The sequence below is a fragment of the Allokutzneria sp. A3M-2-11 16 genome (assembly GCF_024213555.1).
Lineage (GTDB): Bacteria > Actinomycetota > Actinomycetes > Mycobacteriales > Pseudonocardiaceae > Allokutzneria.
Window position 1 is genome coordinate 2,459,734 of record NZ_JANAVO010000001.1, and the last position, 17,618, is coordinate 2,477,351.

A 17,618-nucleotide genomic window follows, 5' to 3' on the forward strand; every position below is an offset into this window, starting at 1 on the left:
GAGGGCAGTTTGGACGCCGTTGTCGCAGCTCAGCGCGCACTGCTCGGTCGGGAGCTGGTCGGCCCGGTGACGGTCCGCATCCAGGACGGCCGGATCGCCGACGTCAGCGCGGGCCGGCCGCCCGGTGCCGATGTGACCCACGTCCTTGAGGACGGCATCCTCACCCCGGGCCTGGTCGACGTGCAGATCAACGGCGCGGTCGGCGTGGACTTCGCCGAGGTGGACGCCGAGAGCATGGCCGCCGTCGCCTCGGCCCTGCCCCGGACCGGCGTCACCCGGTTCGTGCCCACGCTGATCACCGCGCCGGTCGCGCTGATCGTCAAGCAGTCCCACGCGGTGCTGGACGCGATCGCCGCCCTCCCGGGCCGCCCGGCCGCCCGGCCGCTGGGCCTGCACCTCGAAGGCCCGTTCCTGTCGCCGTTGCGGCACGGCGTGCACGATCCGAACCTGATGGCCGACCCGGAACCCGCCGCCATCGACCTGCTCCTGGACGACGAGCGACTGCGCGCCGCGCTGCGCGTGGTCACGCTGGCGCCGGAGCGGCCGGGCGGGCTGGACGCGGTCCGCAGGCTGAGCGAGGCCGGAGTGCTGGTGTCGGTCGGCCACACCGACGCCACCGGGGCGCAGACCAAGGCCGCGGCCGACGCGGGGGCGGCCATGGTCACGCACCTGTTCAACGCCCAGCGCGGGCTCGGCCACCGCGAGCCGGGCGTCCCCGGCACCGCGCTGGTCGACGAGCGCTTCACCCTCGGCCTGATCGCCGACCTCGCCCACGTCGACGCGGACGTGTGCCGCCTGGTGTTCAACGCGGCCGCCGAGCGGGTCGCGCTGACCACCGACGCGGTCGCCGCCGCCGGGATGCCGCCGGGCCGGTACCAGCTCGGCGGATCCGACGTGCTGCTCACCGAGGAAGGGGTGCCGCGCTCCCCTGAGGGCACCATCGCGGGGAGCGCGCTCACCATGGACCGGGCCGTCCGGAACATCGTCTCCCTCGGCGTCGACCCCGCGGTGGTCTTCGCCTCGGCGAGCACGGTGCCCGCGGACGCCCTCGGTGAGCACGGGCTCGGCCGCATCGAGCCCGGGGCCGTCGCCGACCTGGTGTGGTGGGATCCCAAGCTGCGGCCACGCCAGGTGTGGGTGGACGGCGAGGTCGCCTACGACGCCCGTGACGGTCGCGTCACCCGCCACGGGACTACGCGGGCCGGGGAGTCGCGCCTCCCCGCCGCCGGACGCTGACCGGCGGTCCTCGCTGCTCCATCCACTTCGCCATCGGCCCTCCTCCGTGTGGTGCCCTCGCATCGATGATGCGGGCACCGGCGGAGGAGGGCCGACGTCGAAGCGCGATCTGTGGACAACCACCCTCGATGTGGACAACTCGGCCGCACCTGCTGTTCGGCGGAGCCGGGTTGTCGGGGAGCCGTGCTAGCCCTCCCCGACAGGGGTTCGGCACGGTTAACGATGGTCAACAGCGGGGGTTGGGTGTACTTGAAGACCGCCGAACTGCCGCGCGGTCGGAGCACGGCGCGTGACTACCGGGTCTTGGTGACCTTCAACAGGCCGCGCGGGCTGTCGGGGTCGCCGCCGCGCGCGAGCGCCAGCCCGAGCGCGAGCCGCTGCAACGGCAGGATCTCCAGCACGGGGGACAGCTCCTCCGGGCACATCGGCACGCCGATCCGCAGCGCCGCCGCGACATCCGCGGACGCGGAGCCCACGGCGCACACGTCGGCACCGCGCGACCGCACGACCTCAAGGACCTCGCGCATCGCGTCGCCGCCCTTGCCCGCACTGGTCACCGCGAGCACGGCCGTCTCACCGTCCACCGCGGCGACAGGGCCGTGCAACAGGTCGGCGCCGCTGTAGGCGCGTGCGGCGAGGTAGCTGGTCTCCGCGAGCTTCAGCGCTGCCTCGGCCGCACTGGCGTAGGAGTAGCCGCGCCCCGTCGCGAGGATGCGCTCGACGAAGCGGTAGCGCTGCACAGCTTCGGCGACCGCACCCTCCGAACCGTCCAAAGCGGACTTCGCGAGCGCGCCGATGTCGAGCGCAGACTCCGCCTTGCCACCGCGGATCGCGTCGACCAGGAGGTACAGCGCCAGCAACGTGGTGCTGTAGGTCTTCGTCGCCGCGACCGCGAACTCCTTGCCCGCGCCCACGTCCACCGACAGCTCGGCGACCTGGTTCAGCGGCGAGTCGTCGGTGTTGGTCACCGCGACGGTGAGCGCGCCGCGGCGGCGGGCCGACTCGGTCACCTCGACCAGGTCGGGCGAACCGCCGCTCTGGCTGACCGTGATCAACAGGACGTCGGTGAGGTCCGGCTGCGCGCCGTAGAGCGTGGTGGTCGACGCCGATACCAGGCCCGCGGGCAGTTGCAGCAGCACCTCGATCAGGTACTTCGCGTACAGCGCGGCGTGATCGCTGGAGCCACGCGCGGCGAGCAGGACGAACCGCGGGGCGCGGCGCTTGATCTGCTCGGCGACCGCGGCGATCTCCGCGGCCCGGCGCACCAGGTTGTCGAACAGGACCGGTTGCTCGGCGATCTCCGCCGTCATGTGGCGGCCAGGCTGGCTGGTCATCGGCTGTCCTCCCACGCCGCGCGCGCGGCGAGCAGTTCGGCGGCGGCGCGCAGGCTGACGTACGAACCGCCGTGGGTGTCGATGCGGGCAGCGCTGCCCAGGTCGGGACCGGGAACGCCCGTTTCCACGTGCACCAGGTCTAGACCAATCTTAACCAATCCGAGCACGAGATCGCGAGCCTCAGGATGCCTGTGGGCGTCCCTGGTCACAACAACAACGGGCCGGTCGGACGACACCGGGGGAAGCTCACCGGAGGAACGGACGACCTCGGTGCCCGGGAGCAGTTCGGCGAGGTGCGGGCCGAGACCCCACGGCACGGGCCCGGCCGCGATCGTCGGAGCCACCTCCACGTCGATGACCAGCGGCGGAGCGGTCAGCGCCGGTGAGCCGGTCACCCGCAGCGCCCGCCGTGCGGCGCGCATGCCGAGCGCCGGGTCCCACGAACCGGACGGCGACACGGGGCCGCCGAGCGACCGCGCCCGCGAAGCCGCCGACACCAGCCGTTCCTCCGGCAGGACGCCCGACCGAACCGCCTCCACCAGTGCCTCCGCGAGGTGGTCCACGACGTCGGAGTCGGCCAGCTCGCCGCCGACGCACAGCAGATCGGCGCCAGCCAGCAGCGCCTGGATCGCGCCGTCGGCGATGTTCGCGACCGCACCCATCTCCAGCGCATCGGTGATCACCGCACCCGTGAAGCCGAGCTGGCCGCGCAGCACCTCGGTGAGCGCGTGCCGGTTCATCGTCGCGGGGGTGGGACCCCAGTCCGGCACGACGAGGTGACCGCTCATCACCGAGCGCACGCCCGCGTCGACCGCGGCGCGGAAGGGGACCAGCTCGGTGTCCCAGAGCTGCCGTTCCGTGCGCGGCAGCACCGGCAGTGTGTGATGAGAGTCCACAGTGGACGCTCCGTGACCGGGGAAGTGCTTGGCGCAGGCCGCGATTCCCGCGCTCTGCATCCCGGACACGTAGGCGGCGACGTGTGCCGCCGCCCGCCGCGGGTCGGAGCCGAACGCGCGCACTCCGATGATCGGATCGTCCGGCGTGAGCGTCAGGTCGGCGGACGGGGCGAGGTCCACGGTCACGCCGTACTCCGCCAGACGAGCCCCCAACGAGGCCGCGACCGCCGAGGTCATCGCGACGTCGTCGGCGACCCCGAGCGCCAGGCTGCCCGGCACCAGTGATCCCGTTGCCGCGTCGAGGCGGGTGACGTCGCCGCCCTCCTCATCTATACCCACCACCACATCCGGTCGTTCCGCGCGCAGTGCCGCGGTCAGCGCGGCGACCTGCGAATCGTCGACAACGTTGCGCGCGAACAACACCACGCCGCCCAGTCCCTCGGACACCCGCCGAAGCACCCAGTCCGGGGGAGTCGTGCCGAGGAAACCGGGCAGCAGCACGGAATCCACGAGCCGCCGTAGCTCCATAGTGGACTATCCCTTCACGGCGCCGGCGGTCGTGCCGGCCACCAGGTTGCGCTGCACGATGAGGAAGAACGTCAGCACCGGGATGGCGAAGACCACCGAGGCCGCCATCGCGCCACCCCAGTCGGTGCCGAACGCCGTCTTGAAGGACGACAACCACACCGGCAACGTCTGGTTCGTCTTGTCCCGCATGAACACCAGCGCGTAGAGGAACTCGTTCCACGCGGTGACGAACGAGAACACCGAGGTCGACACCAGCGCCGGGCCCAGCAACGGCAGGGTGACCCGCCGGAACGCCTGCCACCGGCTGCACCCGTCCACCATCGCCGCTTCTTCGAGCTCGGCCGGAATGCCGTTCACGAAGCCGCGCAACGTCCAGATGGTGAACGGGAGCGTGGTCGCGAAGTACACCAACAGCAACGACGGCAAGGTGTTCAGCAGGTCCAGGTCTCGCATCATCAGGTACATCGGGATGAGCAGGGCCTCCAGGGGCGCCATCTGCGCGATGAGCACGAGGAGCAGGAAACCCTTGCGGCCGCGGAACTTCAGCCGGGACAGCGGGATCGCCGCGAGCAGTCCGGCGACCAACGCCAGCAGCACCGCGCCGATCGTCACCACCAGGCTGTTGGTCAGGAACGCGGAGAAGCCCGGCTTCGTGACAGCCGTGACGAAGTTGTCGAAGGTGAACTCGAACGGGACCAGGTCGTAGCGCGTGCTGAGCACCTGACCGCTCGGCTTGAACGCCGTCGAGAGCATCCAGTACGTCGGGAACGCGAACACCGCGGCGATGAGCAAAGCCAACGCCGACAAGGAGAATCGCTTCACAGTTCCTCCCTGCCGGAGCGGAGCAGCATGCGCAGGTACTGCGCGGTGAACACTACGAGCACCAGTGTCATCACCACGGCGACCGCAGCCGCGACGCCGAAGTGGCTGCTCGCAATGCCTTTCAGGTACTGCAACACCGGCAGCGTGGTGCTCCCGCCGTCCGGGCCGCCCTCGCGGATCGCCCACACCTGCGCGAAGACCTTGAAGTCCCACAACACCGACAGGAACGTCGACATCGTCACCAGCGGCGCGATCGACGGCCAGGTCACCGCGCGGAAGGTCTGCGTCCCGCTCGCGCCGTCCATGCCCGCCGCCTCGTACAGGTCACGTGGCACGGCCAAGAGCCCGGCGTAGAGGGTGAACGCGATGAACGGCACCGCCTGCCAGACGATCAGCAGCCCGATCACCACCAGCGTCGAGGCCCCGGTGGAGAACCACGAGTGCCCGGCGAAGGACTCGAAACCCAGCAGCACCAACGTCTTGTTCAGAATCCCGTACTGCTGGTCGAAGATCCACTGGAACACGGTGGTCGCCGCCAGGATCGGCACGGCCCACGCCAGCACGAGCGCGATCTGCAGGACGATCCGCACCTTCGGGCCGATGTGCCGCATCAGCACGGCGATGCCCAGTCCGGCCAGCACTGTCCCCGCGACACAGCCCGCGGTGAACAGCACCGTCCGCAGCGTGATGCTCCAGAACTCGGGATCGGCGAGGACTTCGGCGTAGTTGTCGAAGCCCGTCCAGACCACCTCGCCGCGCACGAGCTCGCCGAGGTCGAGCTTGCGGAAGCTGATCAGGACCACCTGCAACGCCGGCCAGCCCAGCATCACCAGCAGCGCGAGCACCGCTGGGGCCAGCAGCAGGTACGGCAGGGCGCGCTCCCCGAAGGGGCGCCTGCGCACGGCGGAAGGCGCCGGGGGAACGGGTCCCACCGGCGCCACCGCGTCAACCGTCGCGGTCACGGTTGGTTCAGCCGAGCAGGCCGTTGAGCTTGGCCGCCGCGTCCGCCGTCGCCTTCGTCGCGTCCTTGGCGCCGGTGAGGTACGCGGTCAGCATGTCCTTCAACGGGTTCTGGCCCTCTTCGACCGTGCCCCACTTGGGGCTGGCCGGGACCGCCCTGCCGTTGCGCGAGCCCTTGGCCATGGCCGCGCCGAACGGGCTGGCCTCCAGTTCGCCGGTGTCCTTGGAGGTGCCGGGCACCATGCCGGACTTGGCCAGCTGCGACTGGTACTTCGCGCTGGTCATCAGCTTCAGGTAGTCCTTGGCCAGCGCCGCGTTCTTGCTGCCGGCGGGGATGGCCAGGTTCGAGCCGCCCTGGAAGACCGGGGCGTTTGTGCCCGCGTTCTTCGACGGGATCGGGAAAGCGGCCGACTTGGCCTTGATCGACGGATCGGTCTTGGCCGCGGTGTCGACCTCCCACGGCAGGCCGATGATCATGCCGACCTTGCCCTGGCCGTAGACGCCCGCCTGCTCCGGCTTCTGCTCGTCGGCGTCCTTGGGCGCCTTCGTGCCGGAGACCTCGACCAGCTGCTTGTAGAACTCCAGGGCCGACTTCACCTGCGCGGTCTCCAGGGTGGCGGTGAACTTCTCGCCCTCCTGCTTGGCGATGTCACCGCCCTCGTCCCAGATGAACGACAGCAGCGAGTACCAGTTCTGGCCCGCCAGGTACAGCGGCTGGAACTCGGGGTCGGAAGCGTTGGCCGCCTTGAGCTTGCGGATCGCCTCCAGCCACTCCGCGCGCGAGGTCGGCTCCTTGATGCCCGCCTTGTCGAAGAGGTCCTTGCGGTAGATCACCGAGCGGTTGGCCGCGTAGAACGGCACGCCGTACTGCTTGCCCTGCCACGCGCCGGACTGCTTCAGGCCCTCCAGCCACTGGCTGCCCGCAAGCTCGCTCGCGTCCGCCGTCAGGTCGGTGAGCACGCGCTCCTTGGCGAACTTCGGGTTCTGCGTGTTGCCCAGCTCGACCACGTCCGGCGGCTGGTTGCCCGCCAGCGCGGTGGTCAGCTTGTCCTGGATTCCGGTCCACTGCTGGATCTCGTACTTGACCTTGACCCCGGGGTGCTTGTCCTCGAACTCCTTGTGCAGCTCGTCGGTCAGCGACGTCGGCGCCGACCCGTTCATCAGCCACACGGTGAGCTCGCCGGAGCCCGCCGCCGTCCCGCCGCCGCAGCCGGTGGCCAGTAACGCCACCGCCGCGGCGCCTGTCGCCGCCCTTGCCCAAGCCTTCACTGATTGCCGCCCTTCACAACGGCCCGGCGCCTGAGTGCACGCGCGACGAAACCGGCCTGGGACTGTCTCGCCACAGTCCCGCTGCCCCGACGGCCGCCCCGTTGCGCCTGATCAGTGGCCAGGCGAACATAAGTGGTGTAGACCAATGCGTGCAGAGTGGTCCGGACCACTCCGCACTGTCAAGGCAGTTGCCAAGACGTTGTAAAGCCGCGTTCGGGGCCACCTACGACGGCTCCGGCGCTGCTTAGGGCATGCTTGACAAGACCGGACAGTCCGCGGGGAAGGAGTGCAGACGCCATGCTCGACGCGACGCCGTCGGAGGCCGGGGTCAACCCCCGGACCCAGCGCGAGCCGAAGTACTGGGGGCTCAAGCGCCACCTGCTCGACCTGTTGCGCTCCATGCCGCCCGGCTCGCCGATCCCCACCGAGCGCTCCCTCGCCTCCGACTTCGACGTCTCCCGCACCACGGTCCGGCAGGCGCTGGCCGAGCTGACCGTCGAGGGCAGGCTGCTGCGCGTGCAGGGCAAGGGCACCTTCGCCGCCGCGCCCAAGGTGGCGCAACGGTTGCAGCTGTCCTCCTACACCGAGGACATGCGCGCCCAGGGCCGCCAGCCCACCTCGCGGCTGCTGGAGTCCAGCGAGCAGCCCGCCGAGGCCGAGCTGGCCCGCTACCTCGGGGTCCGGCCGGGCGCGAAGGTGTTGCGGCTGCGGCGCCTGCGGCTGGCCGACGGCGAGCCGATGGCGATCGAGACGACCCATCTCGCGCTGGGCCGCTTCCGCGGGCTGAGGCGCTACATCGGCGTCGGCGGCTCGCTCTACCAGGTGCTGCGCGAGCGCTTCGGCGTGGAGATGGCGCACGCCGACGAGACCATCGAGACCGCGCTCGCCACCCCGGAGGAGGCCGAGCTGCTCGGCTCGGACATCGGCCTGCCGATGCTGCTGCTGTCCCGGCACTCCTTCGACACCGAGGGCAACCCGGTGGAGTGGGTGCGCTCGATCTACCGCGGCGACCGCTACAAGTTCGTCGCCCGGCTGAACCCGCCCCAGGGATGAGCACGGTCGTCTGGGGGACACCCCAGGCCAGGGCCGTGCTGGCGACGACCATCCTCGGCTCCGGCATGGCGATGCTGGACGGCACGATCATCAACGTGGCGCTGCCCGCGATCGGTGACGAACTGGGCGCGTCGGTCGCCGGGTTGCAGTGGATCCTCGACGGCTACCTGCTGTCGCTGGCCGCGCTGATCCTGGTCGCGGGTTCGCTCGGCGACATCTTCGGCCGCAGGCGGATGTTCGTCATCGGCACGGTGTGGTTCGGCCTCGCCTCGCTGCTCTGCGGGGTCGCGCAGACCATGACCCTGCTCGTCGTCGCGCGGGTGTTGCAGGGCGTCGGCGGAGCGCTGCTGGCGCCTGGCGCGCTGGCGATCCTCCAGTCGGCGTTCCAGCGCGATCAGCGCGCGCGGGCGATCGGTGCCTGGTCCGGGCTCTCCGGCGTGGCGACGGCCATCGGCCCGCTGGTCGGCGGGCTGCTGATCCAGGCGGGCTCGTGGCGGCTGGCGTTCCTGATCAACCTGCCGGTGGCCGCGGCGTGCGTGTGGATGGCGCTGCGGCACGTCCCGGAGTCCAGTGATCCCGATGCCGCCCGCCGTCCCGACGTGCTCTCCGCCGTGGTCGGAGCGCTCGGGCTGGCCGGGGTGACGGCCGCGCTGGTCGAGGCTCCGGGGCTGGGCGTGACGCATCCCCTCGTGCTCGTCGGCGGCATCGGCGGGCTGGCGGCGATGATCGCTTTCGGTGTGTTGCAGACCCGCCGACGCGTGCCGCTCGTGCCGCCCTCGCTGTTCGCCAGCAGGACTTTCGTGCTGTCCAACGCGCTGACCCTGGTGGTCTACGCGGCGCTCGGTTCGATCATGGTGCTGCTGGTGTTGCAGCTCCAGGTCTCGCTCGGCTACTCGCCGACCGCGGCCGGGCTGGCCAGCCTGCCGATCACCGTGCTGATGCTCGTCCTGTCGGCCCGGTCCGGGAAGCTCGCCCAACGCGTCGGCCCCCGGCTCCAGCTCGTGGCCGGACCGCTGTTGATCACGACGGGCATCCTGATGTTGACCCTCGTGGTGCCGGGCGCGAACTACCTGACCGGAGTGCTGCCCGGCCTGGTGGTGTTCGGGCTCGGCCTCGCCGCGATGGTCGCGCCGGTCACCGCGACCGTGCTCGCCGCGGCTCCGGACCGGTTCGCGGGCGTCGCGTCCGGGGTGAACAACGCCGTGGCGCGGACCGGCACGCTGCTCGCCGTCGCCGTGCTGCCCGCGGCGGTGGGGCTGACCGGCGACGCCTACACCGATCCGGCCGCGATGACGGCCGCGTGGCGGGTCGCGCTCCTGGTGTGCGCGGTGCTCACGGCGCTCGGCGGAGTGATCGCGCTGGGCATCGACAACTCCGTGCTCAAGGAGGAGGAGCCGGTCGGCGCGACCCGGCCCCCGGAGTGCATGTCCTGCCCGGTCTCCGCTCCGCCCACGCACATCCGCGCCGCTGTGAACAGAGTGGATTGACGGTCACTGGGCCGGTCAGACCAGCTTCGCGAAGAGCTCGGCGTCCATGTTGCCGCCGCTGACCACGACGACGGTCCGGCCGCGCGGCAGCTCGTCGGCGTGGTTGAGGTAGGCCGCCATGGGGACCGCGCCGCTGGGTTCGGCGACGAGCCGGGCGTTGTGCGCGAGCCAGCCGACCGCCGAGGTGATCTCGTCCTCGGTCACCGTCACGATGTCGTCGACGCGGGCGCGCAGGTGGGCCAACGTCAGCTCGGAGAGGTAGCTGCGCAGGCCGTCCGCGATCGTGCGCCCGCGCTGTTCGGCGCTCCACCGGTCCAGGACGCCGGAGCGGTAGCTGGCCTGCGCGTCGGCGGCCAGTTCGGGCTCGACGCCGACCACCTTCGCGGCCGGGCAGAGCGCCTTGATCGCGGTCGCCACCCCGGAGAGCAGGCCGCCACCGCTGACCGGGACGAGGACCAGCTCGACCTCGGGCAGGTCCTCGGCGATCTCCAGGCCCGCGGTGCCCTGGCCCGCGATCACGTGCGGGTGGTCGTACGGCGGGATCATCGGCAGGCCGCGCTCGCGCGAGATCGCCTCGGCGGTCTCCTGGCGCACCGCCAGCTCGCACTGCACGATCTCCGCGCCGTGCCGCCGGGCCGCGTCGATCTTCGTTTGCGGTGTGCCGTAAGGGACGACGACCACCGCCGGCACGCCGGTCACCTTCGCCGCGTAGGCGAGCGCTTGCGCGTGGTTACCGCTGGAGTGCGTCACCACCCCGCGCTCCCGCTCCTCCTTCGTCAAACGCAGCAAGGCGTTCGTCGCTCCGCGGATCTTGAACGCGCCGGTCGGCTGCAAGCTCTCCGGCTTGATCCACAGTGGACGGTCGGAATCGCCCGCCAGGCAGGGCAGCAGCGGCGTGCGCACCGCGGTACCGCGCAGGAGCTCCGCCGCGGAGCGGACATCGTCGATCGTGATCAGCTCGGGCATACCGACATTCTGCCCGCCCATGGTGTCAGCGCTCACGTGCCGACAACCGTTCCCTCCCCGTCCCCGTCCACCTAGACGGGAGGTTGACGAAACAGCGATGAGCAAGGAAGAACGCAAGCTCGACATCACGACGACGAAGGTGGTCGCGGGTGCGCTGGCCGCGGTGACGGCCGCGGTCCTCGGCGCTCAGCTCGGGGTCGCGGGCACCGTGATCGGCGCGGCGCTGGCCAGCGTGATCAGCACGATCGGCGGCGCGCTCTACGAACACTCCCTCGACCGCAGCCGGTCCGCTGTGCGGGAGAAGATCGGCACCACGCGAACGGAGAAGCTCGACGCCCCGACCGAGGTGATCGCCAGGCCCGGCCAGGAGAAGAAGCCGTGGTGGACGCGGCGGCGGTGGTGGGTGGTCGGTGCGACCAGCGGTCTGGCCTTCGCACTGGCGATGGTCCTGGTCACCGGCATCGAGCTGATCGGAGGGCAGCCGCTGTCCGGCAACGGCGGCGGGTCCACGATCAGCAAGATCTTCCAGGATGGTTCCGGTCAGCACCGCGAGCAGGAACCGGTGGAGCCGCCGCCGACCACCACCTCCGAACGGCCCGCGCCGACCACCACGACTCCGCCGACCACCACGAGCCCGCCGACGACCGCGCCGCCGGTCACGACGACTCCGCCTCCGGTCACCACGACGCCGAAATCGCCGCCGACGAGCCAACCGCCGCAGACGAACAGCTGAGCCCCCTACGAAAGTCGGGAGTTGGTGCGATGCGTCGCGGCAGCGCGCGAAGGGTCAGGCGACGCCCTGAATGGCGGATACCGACGCATCGACGCTGCTCCTTATAACGTCCCCCGGAAGTGATCGGCTCTCGCTGTGAGTCACCGTGAGCGCGCGGCCAGAGGGAGACGTTCATGAAGTCCGTGGTGCGCCTTGTCGGAACTGCGTTGCTGGCCCTGGGATCGGCGGCGGCGCTTGCCGTGCCTGCCTCCGCGCACGAGGTCTTCGGCTCGTCGGAGATGCTGACCGCTATGCAGCGCGACCTCGGTCTGACCGCTGAGGAGGCGACGGCCCGCGCAGCGAACGAGATGCGGGCGGCCGAGACCGAGGCAGACCTCCGAAGCGCGCTCGGCGACAGCTTCGCCGGTGCCCACTTCGCCCACGGCAGCGCGAAACTGACGGTGTCTGTGACCGATGCGGCCAAGGTCGATGTCGTTCGTGCCGCGGGCGCCGAGCCTCGCGTTGTCGGGCGGAGTGCGAGCAGGCTCGACGCGATTGTGTCCACTTTGGACAAAGCAGGCGAGCGGGCTCGTGGAGTCAGCGGTTGGTATGTCGACACGGTGCACAACCGCGTCGTCGTGACCGCGAAAGTCGTTGCTGACGGCGAGAAATTCGTCGACCTGAGCGGCGCGGACGCGAGCGCGATCGAGGTGCGGCAGAGCGACGAGCAGCCGACCCCGCGCTACGACGTGCGCGGCGGTGACGCGTACTACACGAGCGTTTACCGTTGCTCCATCGGCTTTTCCGTGCTCGGCGGCTACGTCACGGCAGGCCACTGCGGTCGGGTCGGCAACGCCACCCAGGGCTACAACCGGGTTTCCCAAGGCAGTTTTCGCGGCTCCACCTTCCCCGGCGGTGACTACGGCTGGGTCGGCACGAACTCCAGCTGGGCTCCGCGTGGCGTGGTGAACCGCTACAACGGCGGCACGGTCGTGGTGCGGGGCGCCACCGAGGCCGCGGTCGGGTCGTCCGTCTGCCGCTCCGGCTCGACGACCGGCTGGCACTGCGGGGTGATCAGCGCCAAGAACCAGACCGTCCAGTACGAGCAGGGCTTGGTCCACGGCATGACCAGGACCAACGCCTGTTCCGAGGGCGGGGACTCCGGCGGCTCCTGGCTGACCGGCAACCAGGCGCAGGGCGTGACCTCCGGCGGCTGGGGCGACTGCCGGTCCGGCGGCGAGACGTGGTTCTACCCGATCAAGCCGATCCTGTCCCGCTACGGGCTGGGGTTGGTTCTGGGCTAATTCGCGGGGAGGGGACCAGCCGCCGCGCTGGCCCCGGGAGAGCACCCACGGGCACCCTGCGCCCGTGGGTGCTCTTCTTCGTGCATGTGAACAAAACGGCCTCGTCGGCTAGTGCAGGTCGCCCCCTACGAAAGTAGGGACATCGCCTTGAAGTGAAACGCTTACCCCGAATGGCGGATGCCAAGGGCAATCACGGCTCCATAACGTCCCTCGAAAGTGATTCGGCTCTCACTGTGAGTCACCGTGCGTATGCAGCTCAGCTCTAGCTCCCTCGCGGGCACCCCTGACCTGGCCCGCGAGCGACCCTGCAGCAAGAGGGAGATGTCATGAAGCCGAAGTTCGCGGTCCGCTACGTCGGATCTGCGTTACTGGCACTGGGGTCGGCGGCGGCCCTGACCCTGCCCGCGGCGGCTGCCGCGCCAGGGGACACGTTCGCTTCCCCCGAGATGCTCACCGCCATGCAGCGCGACCTCGGCCTGACCGCCGCGGAAGCGACGGCCCGAGCCACGAACGAGATGAAGGCGGCCGAGGCCGAAGCCGGCCTGCGCGGCGTGCTCGGCGACAGCTTCGCCGGTAGCCACTTCGCCCAGGGCAGCGCCAAACTGACCGTGTCGGTGACCGACGCGGCCAAGGCCGACGCGGTTCGCGCCGCGGGTGCCGAGGTGCGGGTGGTCGCCCGCAGCTCCGTCCAGCTCGACGCGATCAAGTCCACTTTGGACAAGGCTGACCAGCACGCCAACGGCGTCAGCGGCTGGTACGTGGACACGGTGAACAACCGCGTCGTGGTCACCGCCAAGGTCGTCGCCGACGGCGAGAAGTTCGTCAAGGCCAGCGGCGCCGACGCGAGCGCGGTCACCGTCGTGCAGAGCAACGAGGAACCGACCACGCTCTACGACGTGCGCGGCGGCGACGCCTACTACATGGGCGGCGGGCGCTGCTCGGTCGGCTTCTCCGTCCAGGGCGGCTACATCACCGCCGGTCACTGCGGCCGGGTCGGCACCGCGACGCAGGGCTTCAACCGCGTCGCCTCCGGCAGCTTCCGCGGCTCCAGCTTCCCCGGCAACGACTACGCCTGGGTCGGCACGAACGCCAACTGGACCCCGCGCGGCGTGGTGAACCGCTACAACGGCGGTACCGTCGCGGTGAAGGGCTCCACCGAGTCCGCGGTCGGCGCGTCGATCTGCCGCTCCGGCTCCACCACCGGCTGGCGCTGCGGCACCGTCCAGGCCAAGAACCAGACCGTCCGCTACCCCCAGGGCACGGTCAACGGCATGACCAGGACCAACGCGTGCGCCGAGCCGGGTGACTCGGGCGGCTCCTGGCTGTCGGGCAACCAGGCGCAGGGCGTCACCTCCGGTGGCTCCGGCAACTGCTCCTCCGGCGGCACGACCTACTTCTTCCCGGCGAACCCGATCCTGCGGGCCTACGGGCTGCGGCTCGTCACCAGCTGATCACGGGGAGGGGCCAGCCATGCGCTGCCCCCGGGAGAACACCCACGGGCACCCTGCACCCGTGGGTGTTCTTCTTTGTGCGCTCCGTGTTGGAACCTGCGTATGGCGGATGCTGGATTAAATAATTTTGGACCGAAAGGGTGAAACAAGGGGTTCATTTGTTGCAGAGAGTCGCATAACTTCCGTCCAGACGGGCTAGCGCCCCGGTCCACCTGACGGAAGGACGGTTCGGATGTCTCGACGCACCGCGACTCGTGCCCTCGGCGTCGCACTGCTTGTCACCGCCACCGCCGGCTCCCTCGCCGCCCCGGCCCTCGCGGCCGGTGGCAGCTCCCCGTCCGGCGCGGTGCTCGCCGCGATGCAGCGGGACTTCGGACTCTCCGCCGACCAGGCGCGGCAGCGCGTGAGCCAGGAGGCCGCCGCGGCCCGCGTCGCCTCGAACGCCCGCACCACCGCGGACAGCGCCTACGCGGGTTCCTGGCTGGAGTCGGGCAAGCCGGTCGTCGCCGTCGCCGACGCCGCGCGCGCCGATGCCGTCCGCGCCACGGGCGCCGAGGCCAGGGTCGTCCAGAGCAGCCGCGCCCAGCTCGACGGCGCCAAGGCCGCGCTCGACCGCCGCACCGACTCCTCGCCCGCCGAGGTCGGCAGCTGGTACGTGGACGAGCCCAGCAACTCCGTCGTCGTCACCGTCGACAAGGGCAAGCGCACCCCGGCCACGGACGCCTTCGTCGCCGAAGCGGCCAAGTCGGGCTCGCAGGTCCGCGTCGAGGAGACCGAGGGCACCGCCGTCGCCGCCGGGGACCTGGTCGGCGGCAACGCGATCTACATGGGTGGCGGCACCGCGGGCCGTTGCTCCGCGGGCTTCGCGGCCAAGACCACCTCGGGCGAACCGCGACTGGTCACCGCGGGCCACTGCTCCAAGCCCGGCCCGGTCGTCGCGCTCGGCAACCTGGGCATCGGCCAGTTCGTGAACACGAACTGGAAGGACGGCAACGACTTCGCCGCGGTGGCGGTGGACCCGCTGACCTGGACCCTCCAGCCGATGGTGAACCAGTGGAACGGCAGCAACGTCACGGTGAAGGGCTCCGAGGAGGCCCCGCTCGGCGGCGCCATCTGCAAGTCCGGTTCCACCACGCAGTGGACCTGCGGCACGGTTCGCGCCCGCAACGTCACGGTGAAGTACGGCCAGGCCGACGGTTCCACGGTGGTCGTGCGCGGCCTCACCCAGTACACCGCGTGCGTCGAGCAGGGTGACAGCGGCGGCTCGAACATCTCCGGCGACCAGGCGCAGGGCCTCACCAGCGGCGCGCGCCTGAAGGACGTCGACGGCAAGCTCCGCTGCCTCTCCAGCGGCGACTCGGGCATGAACTCGGTCTCCTGGTTCCAGCCGATCAACGAGGCGCTGAAGGAGTACAGCCTCACCCTGGTCACCGGCTGACCGCACCCCAAGACAGGAGGTTGTCCCAGCGCGCACTGGGACAACCTCCTTTTTTCATGAGGTCAGGCGGGCGGCGATCGCCGCGGCGGCGGCGCGCGGGTCCTCGGCCTCGGTGATCGCGCGGACCACCACGACCCGGCGGGCGCCCGCTTCGACGACTTCGTCGAGGCGGGACTCGTCGATGCCGCCGATCGCGAACCACGGGCGTTCGTAGTCCTGCCCCGCCGTGTGGCGGACCAGGTCGAGGCCCGCCGCGGGACGACCGGGCTTGGTCGGGGTCGGCCAGCACGGGCCGGTGCAGAAGTAGTCGACACCCGCCTCGTGCGCCGCGTGCTCGGCCTGGTCGGTGGAGTGGGTCGAGCGACCGATCACGACGTCCTCCCCGAGGATTCGCCTCGCCCAGGCCACGGGGAGGTCGTCCTGGCCGAGGTGCAGCACGTCCGCTCCGGCCGCGAGCGCGATGTCGGCGCGGTCGTTCACCGCGAGCAGCGCGTCGTGCCGGGCGCAGGCTTCGGCGAGGATCTCCAGTGCCTCCAGCTCTTGCTCCGCTTCGAGGTTCTTGTCGCGGAGCTGGATGATGTCGACCCCGCCCGCGAGCGCGGCGTCGGCCAGTTCGGCGAGATCGCCCCGCTCCGTTCGCGCGTCGGTGCACAGGTAGAGGCGCGCCGCCGCGAGCTTGCGGCGGATCTCCTTGCCGTCGAGTAGGGGCATGGCGGTCACAGTAGGCCGGAGCGGTCACGGTGCCGTCAGTGCGGTCGCCGGGTTCGCGGACACTGCGGTAGCGCGTGGTGCGAGCGGGTATGGTGGGAACCGGTCCGCACGGGAGCCTGGGGAGACCGGGCTGAGAGGGGGTCTGACGACCCCGACCGTCGAACCTGATCCGGGTAATGCCGGCGCAGGGAGCGTGAGGTCGTGTTCAGTGGTGCGCGTGGTTCGGTCATCGTCGTCGGCGGTGGCGTCATCGGTCTGTCCGTCGCGTGGCGGGCCGCGTCGGCGGGATTCGCCGTCTCCGTGCTCGATCCCGCCCCGGCATCGGGTGCTTCCGCGGTCGCCGGGGGCATGCTCGCACCGGTGACCGAGGCGTGGCCGGGCGAGGAAGCCTTGCTGGAGCTGGGTTCCGCGTCGCTGCGGCGATGGCCGGAGTTCGCCAGCGAGCTGACCGCTGCGAGCGGCCGGGATGCCGGTCTGCGCGAGGAAGGCACGCTCGTCGTCGCGGTGGACGCGGCCGATCGCGCCGAACTCCTCGCGCTCGCCGAACACCTGTCCTCGCTCGGCAGGCACACGGAGTCGTTGACCGGTAAGCAGATTCGTTCTCTGGAACCTTCCATCGGCTCGTCTGTCCGAAGTGGACTGTCGGTTCCGGGGGACCTCGCGGTGGACAACCGGATGGTGCTCGCGGCGCTGCGCGCGGTCTGCGAGGTCGAGTCGGTTCGTGTCGCCGAGGTCGGACCGGGAACGGTGCGGCTGTCGGACGGGACCGCTAGGCGCGCGGACGTCGTCGTGCTTGCCGCGGGTGCGTGGAGCGGTCAGCTGTACGAGCCGTTGCGGCACGTCGTGCGGCCGGTGAAGGGAGAGATCCTTCGCTTGCGCGCCACCAGATCCACGCTTCCGCCACCGAGCAGAACCGTTCGGTGCGCGGTGCAGGGAAACCACGTCTACCTGGTGCCACGGGATGACGGTGGGTTGGTGGTCGGTGCGACCCAGTACGAGGCCGGGTTCGACACGACGGTCACAGCGGGCGGGGTTCGCGATCTGTTGCGGTGGGCCGAACTGGTGCTGCCGTCCATCTCGGAGTACGAGTTCGTCGAGAGCGCGGCAGGACTTCGCCCGGCCAGCATCGACAACCTGCCGGTGATCCGCGAGTTCGAGCCGGGGTTGGTCGTGGCCACGGGGCATCACCGCAACGGCATGCTGCTGGCCCCGATCACCGCGGATCTCGTGCTGGCCCACCTGGAAGGGAAGACATGAGAATTCGGCTCAACGGCAAGGAAACCGCGCTCGCGACCGGGAGCACGGTCGTCGATGCCCTCGCGTTGCTCGGAGCACCGGACTCCGGGGTCGCGGTCGCGGTGGACGGCGACGTGGTGCCCAGGGGGCAGTGGCAGACCGAGTTGCGCGAGGACGCGGTGGTAGAGGTTCTCACTGCGGTACAGGGAGGTTGA

Annotated in this window: 16 protein-coding genes and 1 riboswitch; of the genes, 9 read left to right on the top strand and 7 right to left on the bottom strand. The window is 70.7% G+C overall.

Annotated elements, in window-relative coordinates:
- The first annotated feature begins 9 nt into the window (after nucleotides 1-9).
- Entirely contained in the window at nucleotides 10-1,236 is a 1,227-nt protein-coding gene (gene nagA / locus NLX83_RS12245) for an N-acetylglucosamine-6-phosphate deacetylase (protein WP_254234946.1), read from the top strand.
- 293 nt (nucleotides 1,237-1,529) lie between these two features.
- Here the strand turns inward: nagA and NLX83_RS12250 are convergent, their stop codons facing one another.
- Genes NLX83_RS12250 through NLX83_RS12270 form a run of 5 tightly spaced genes read right to left on the bottom strand, consistent with a single transcriptional unit; the run spans nucleotide 1,530 to nucleotide 7,045 of the window.
- Nucleotides 1,530-2,570 carry an SIS domain-containing protein gene (locus NLX83_RS12250; RefSeq protein ID WP_254234947.1) on the bottom strand — a complete coding sequence of 347 codons (1,041 nt, stop codon included), beginning with the start codon at nucleotides 2,568-2,570 and terminating at the stop codon, nucleotides 1,530-1,532.
- Nucleotides 2,567-3,994: a glycoside hydrolase family 3 protein gene (locus NLX83_RS12255; protein ID WP_254234948.1), complete on the bottom strand. Its 1,428-nt coding sequence runs from the start codon at nucleotides 3,992-3,994 to the stop codon at nucleotides 2,567-2,569. The genes NLX83_RS12250 and NLX83_RS12255 overlap by 4 nt, the downstream gene beginning before the upstream one ends.
- A 6-nt stretch (nucleotides 3,995-4,000) precedes the next feature.
- Nucleotides 4,001-4,816 (bottom strand): carbohydrate ABC transporter permease, encoded by an 816-nt coding sequence (locus NLX83_RS12260; RefSeq protein WP_254234949.1) that lies wholly within the window; start codon nucleotides 4,814-4,816, stop codon nucleotides 4,001-4,003.
- The gene (locus NLX83_RS12265) at nucleotides 4,813-5,778 is read right to left on the bottom strand and encodes a carbohydrate ABC transporter permease (protein ID WP_374118731.1); all 966 of its coding nucleotides are present in this window, start codon (nucleotides 5,776-5,778) and stop codon (nucleotides 4,813-4,815) included. The genes NLX83_RS12260 and NLX83_RS12265 overlap by 4 nt, the downstream gene beginning before the upstream one ends.
- A gap of 7 nt (nucleotides 5,779-5,785) precedes the next feature.
- Nucleotides 5,786-7,045, bottom strand: a complete 1,260-nt coding sequence (locus NLX83_RS12270) for an extracellular solute-binding protein (RefSeq protein ID WP_254234950.1) — start codon at nucleotides 7,043-7,045, stop codon at nucleotides 5,786-5,788.
- A gap of 297 nt (nucleotides 7,046-7,342) precedes the next feature.
- Here NLX83_RS12270 and NLX83_RS12275 point away from each other — a divergent pair, with 297 nt between their 5' ends.
- Together NLX83_RS12275 and NLX83_RS12280 are read left to right on the top strand one after the other, a co-directional pair.
- Nucleotides 7,343-8,098 carry a GntR family transcriptional regulator gene (locus NLX83_RS12275; protein WP_254234951.1) on the top strand — a complete coding sequence of 252 codons (756 nt, stop codon included), beginning with the start codon at nucleotides 7,343-7,345 and terminating at the stop codon, nucleotides 8,096-8,098.
- Nucleotides 8,095-9,585: an MFS transporter gene (locus tag NLX83_RS12280; RefSeq protein WP_254234952.1), complete on the top strand. Its 1,491-nt coding sequence runs from the start codon at nucleotides 8,095-8,097 to the stop codon at nucleotides 9,583-9,585. Before NLX83_RS12275 ends, NLX83_RS12280 begins: the two co-directional genes overlap by 4 nt.
- A gap of 15 nt (nucleotides 9,586-9,600) precedes the next feature.
- On the opposite strand, the gene NLX83_RS12285 is transcribed toward NLX83_RS12280, so the two are convergent.
- Nucleotides 9,601-10,551, bottom strand: coding sequence for a threonine ammonia-lyase (locus NLX83_RS12285; protein ID WP_254234953.1), 951 nt, complete (start codon nucleotides 10,549-10,551; stop codon nucleotides 9,601-9,603).
- 97 nt (nucleotides 10,552-10,648) lie between these two features.
- Between NLX83_RS12285 and NLX83_RS12290 the strand changes: the two genes are divergently transcribed.
- The 4 genes from NLX83_RS12290 (at nucleotide 10,649) to NLX83_RS12305 (ending at nucleotide 15,456) form a co-directional block, all read left to right on the top strand.
- On the top strand, nucleotides 10,649-11,284 hold the full coding sequence (locus NLX83_RS12290; RefSeq protein WP_254234954.1) for a hypothetical protein: 636 nt from the start codon (nucleotides 10,649-10,651) through the stop codon (nucleotides 11,282-11,284).
- A gap of 173 nt (nucleotides 11,285-11,457) precedes the next feature.
- Nucleotides 11,458-12,567: a S1 family peptidase gene (locus NLX83_RS12295; protein WP_254234955.1), complete on the top strand. Its 1,110-nt coding sequence runs from the start codon at nucleotides 11,458-11,460 to the stop codon at nucleotides 12,565-12,567.
- A 326-nt stretch (nucleotides 12,568-12,893) separates the two neighbouring features.
- Nucleotides 12,894-14,018, top strand: a complete 1,125-nt coding sequence (locus NLX83_RS12300) for a S1 family peptidase (RefSeq protein ID WP_254234956.1) — start codon at nucleotides 12,894-12,896, stop codon at nucleotides 14,016-14,018.
- Nucleotides 14,019-14,250: 232 nt separating this feature from the next.
- Entirely contained in the window at nucleotides 14,251-15,456 is a 1,206-nt protein-coding gene (locus NLX83_RS12305) for a S1 family peptidase (protein WP_254234957.1), read from the top strand.
- 54 nt (nucleotides 15,457-15,510) lie between these two features.
- Here NLX83_RS12305 and thiE read toward each other — a convergent pair whose 3' ends face one another.
- Complete coding sequence (gene thiE / locus NLX83_RS12310) at nucleotides 15,511-16,167, bottom strand: thiamine phosphate synthase (protein WP_254234958.1); 657 nt, start codon at nucleotides 16,165-16,167, stop codon at nucleotides 15,511-15,513.
- A gap of 98 nt (nucleotides 16,168-16,265) precedes the next feature.
- Nucleotides 16,266-16,375: riboswitch (TPP riboswitch) on the top strand.
- On the opposite strand from thiE, the gene thiO reads away from it, so the two are divergent.
- Together thiO and thiS are read left to right on the top strand one after the other, a co-directional pair.
- Nucleotides 16,369-17,424, top strand: coding sequence for a glycine oxidase ThiO (gene thiO, locus NLX83_RS12315; protein WP_254234959.1), 1,056 nt, complete (start codon nucleotides 16,369-16,371; stop codon nucleotides 17,422-17,424). Its footprint overlaps the riboswitch before it by 7 nt.
- A complete protein-coding gene (thiS, locus tag NLX83_RS12320) occupies nucleotides 17,421-17,618 on the top strand; it encodes a sulfur carrier protein ThiS (protein WP_254234960.1) in 198 nt (65 codons plus the stop codon). The genes thiO and thiS overlap by 4 nt, the downstream gene beginning before the upstream one ends.

What these genes read in the sequence shown, in the direction of transcription:
- NLX83_RS12250 (WP_254234947.1), bottom strand. Translation starts at nt 2,570, where the DNA reads ATGACCAGCCAGCCTGGCCGCCACATGACGGCGGAGATCGCCGAGCAA.
- NLX83_RS12255 (WP_254234948.1), bottom strand. Translation starts at nt 3,994, where the DNA reads ATGGAGCTACGGCGGCTCGTGGATTCCGTGCTGCTGCCCGGTTTCCTC.
- NLX83_RS12275 (WP_254234951.1), top strand. Translation starts at nt 7,343, where the DNA reads ATGCTCGACGCGACGCCGTCGGAGGCCGGGGTCAACCCCCGGACCCAG.
- NLX83_RS12280 (WP_254234952.1), top strand. Translation starts at nt 8,095, where the DNA reads ATGAGCACGGTCGTCTGGGGGACACCCCAGGCCAGGGCCGTGCTGGCG.
- NLX83_RS12285 (WP_254234953.1), bottom strand. Translation starts at nt 10,551, where the DNA reads ATGCCCGAGCTGATCACGATCGACGATGTCCGCTCCGCGGCGGAGCTC.
- NLX83_RS12290 (WP_254234954.1), top strand. Translation starts at nt 10,649, where the DNA reads ATGAGCAAGGAAGAACGCAAGCTCGACATCACGACGACGAAGGTGGTC.
- NLX83_RS12295 (WP_254234955.1), top strand. Translation starts at nt 11,458, where the DNA reads ATGAAGTCCGTGGTGCGCCTTGTCGGAACTGCGTTGCTGGCCCTGGGA.
- NLX83_RS12300 (WP_254234956.1), top strand. Translation starts at nt 12,894, where the DNA reads ATGAAGCCGAAGTTCGCGGTCCGCTACGTCGGATCTGCGTTACTGGCA.
- NLX83_RS12305 (WP_254234957.1), top strand. Translation starts at nt 14,251, where the DNA reads ATGTCTCGACGCACCGCGACTCGTGCCCTCGGCGTCGCACTGCTTGTC.
- thiE (WP_254234958.1), bottom strand. Translation starts at nt 16,167, where the DNA reads ATGCCCCTACTCGACGGCAAGGAGATCCGCCGCAAGCTCGCGGCGGCG.
- thiS (WP_254234960.1), top strand. Translation starts at nt 17,421, where the DNA reads ATGAGAATTCGGCTCAACGGCAAGGAAACCGCGCTCGCGACCGGGAGC.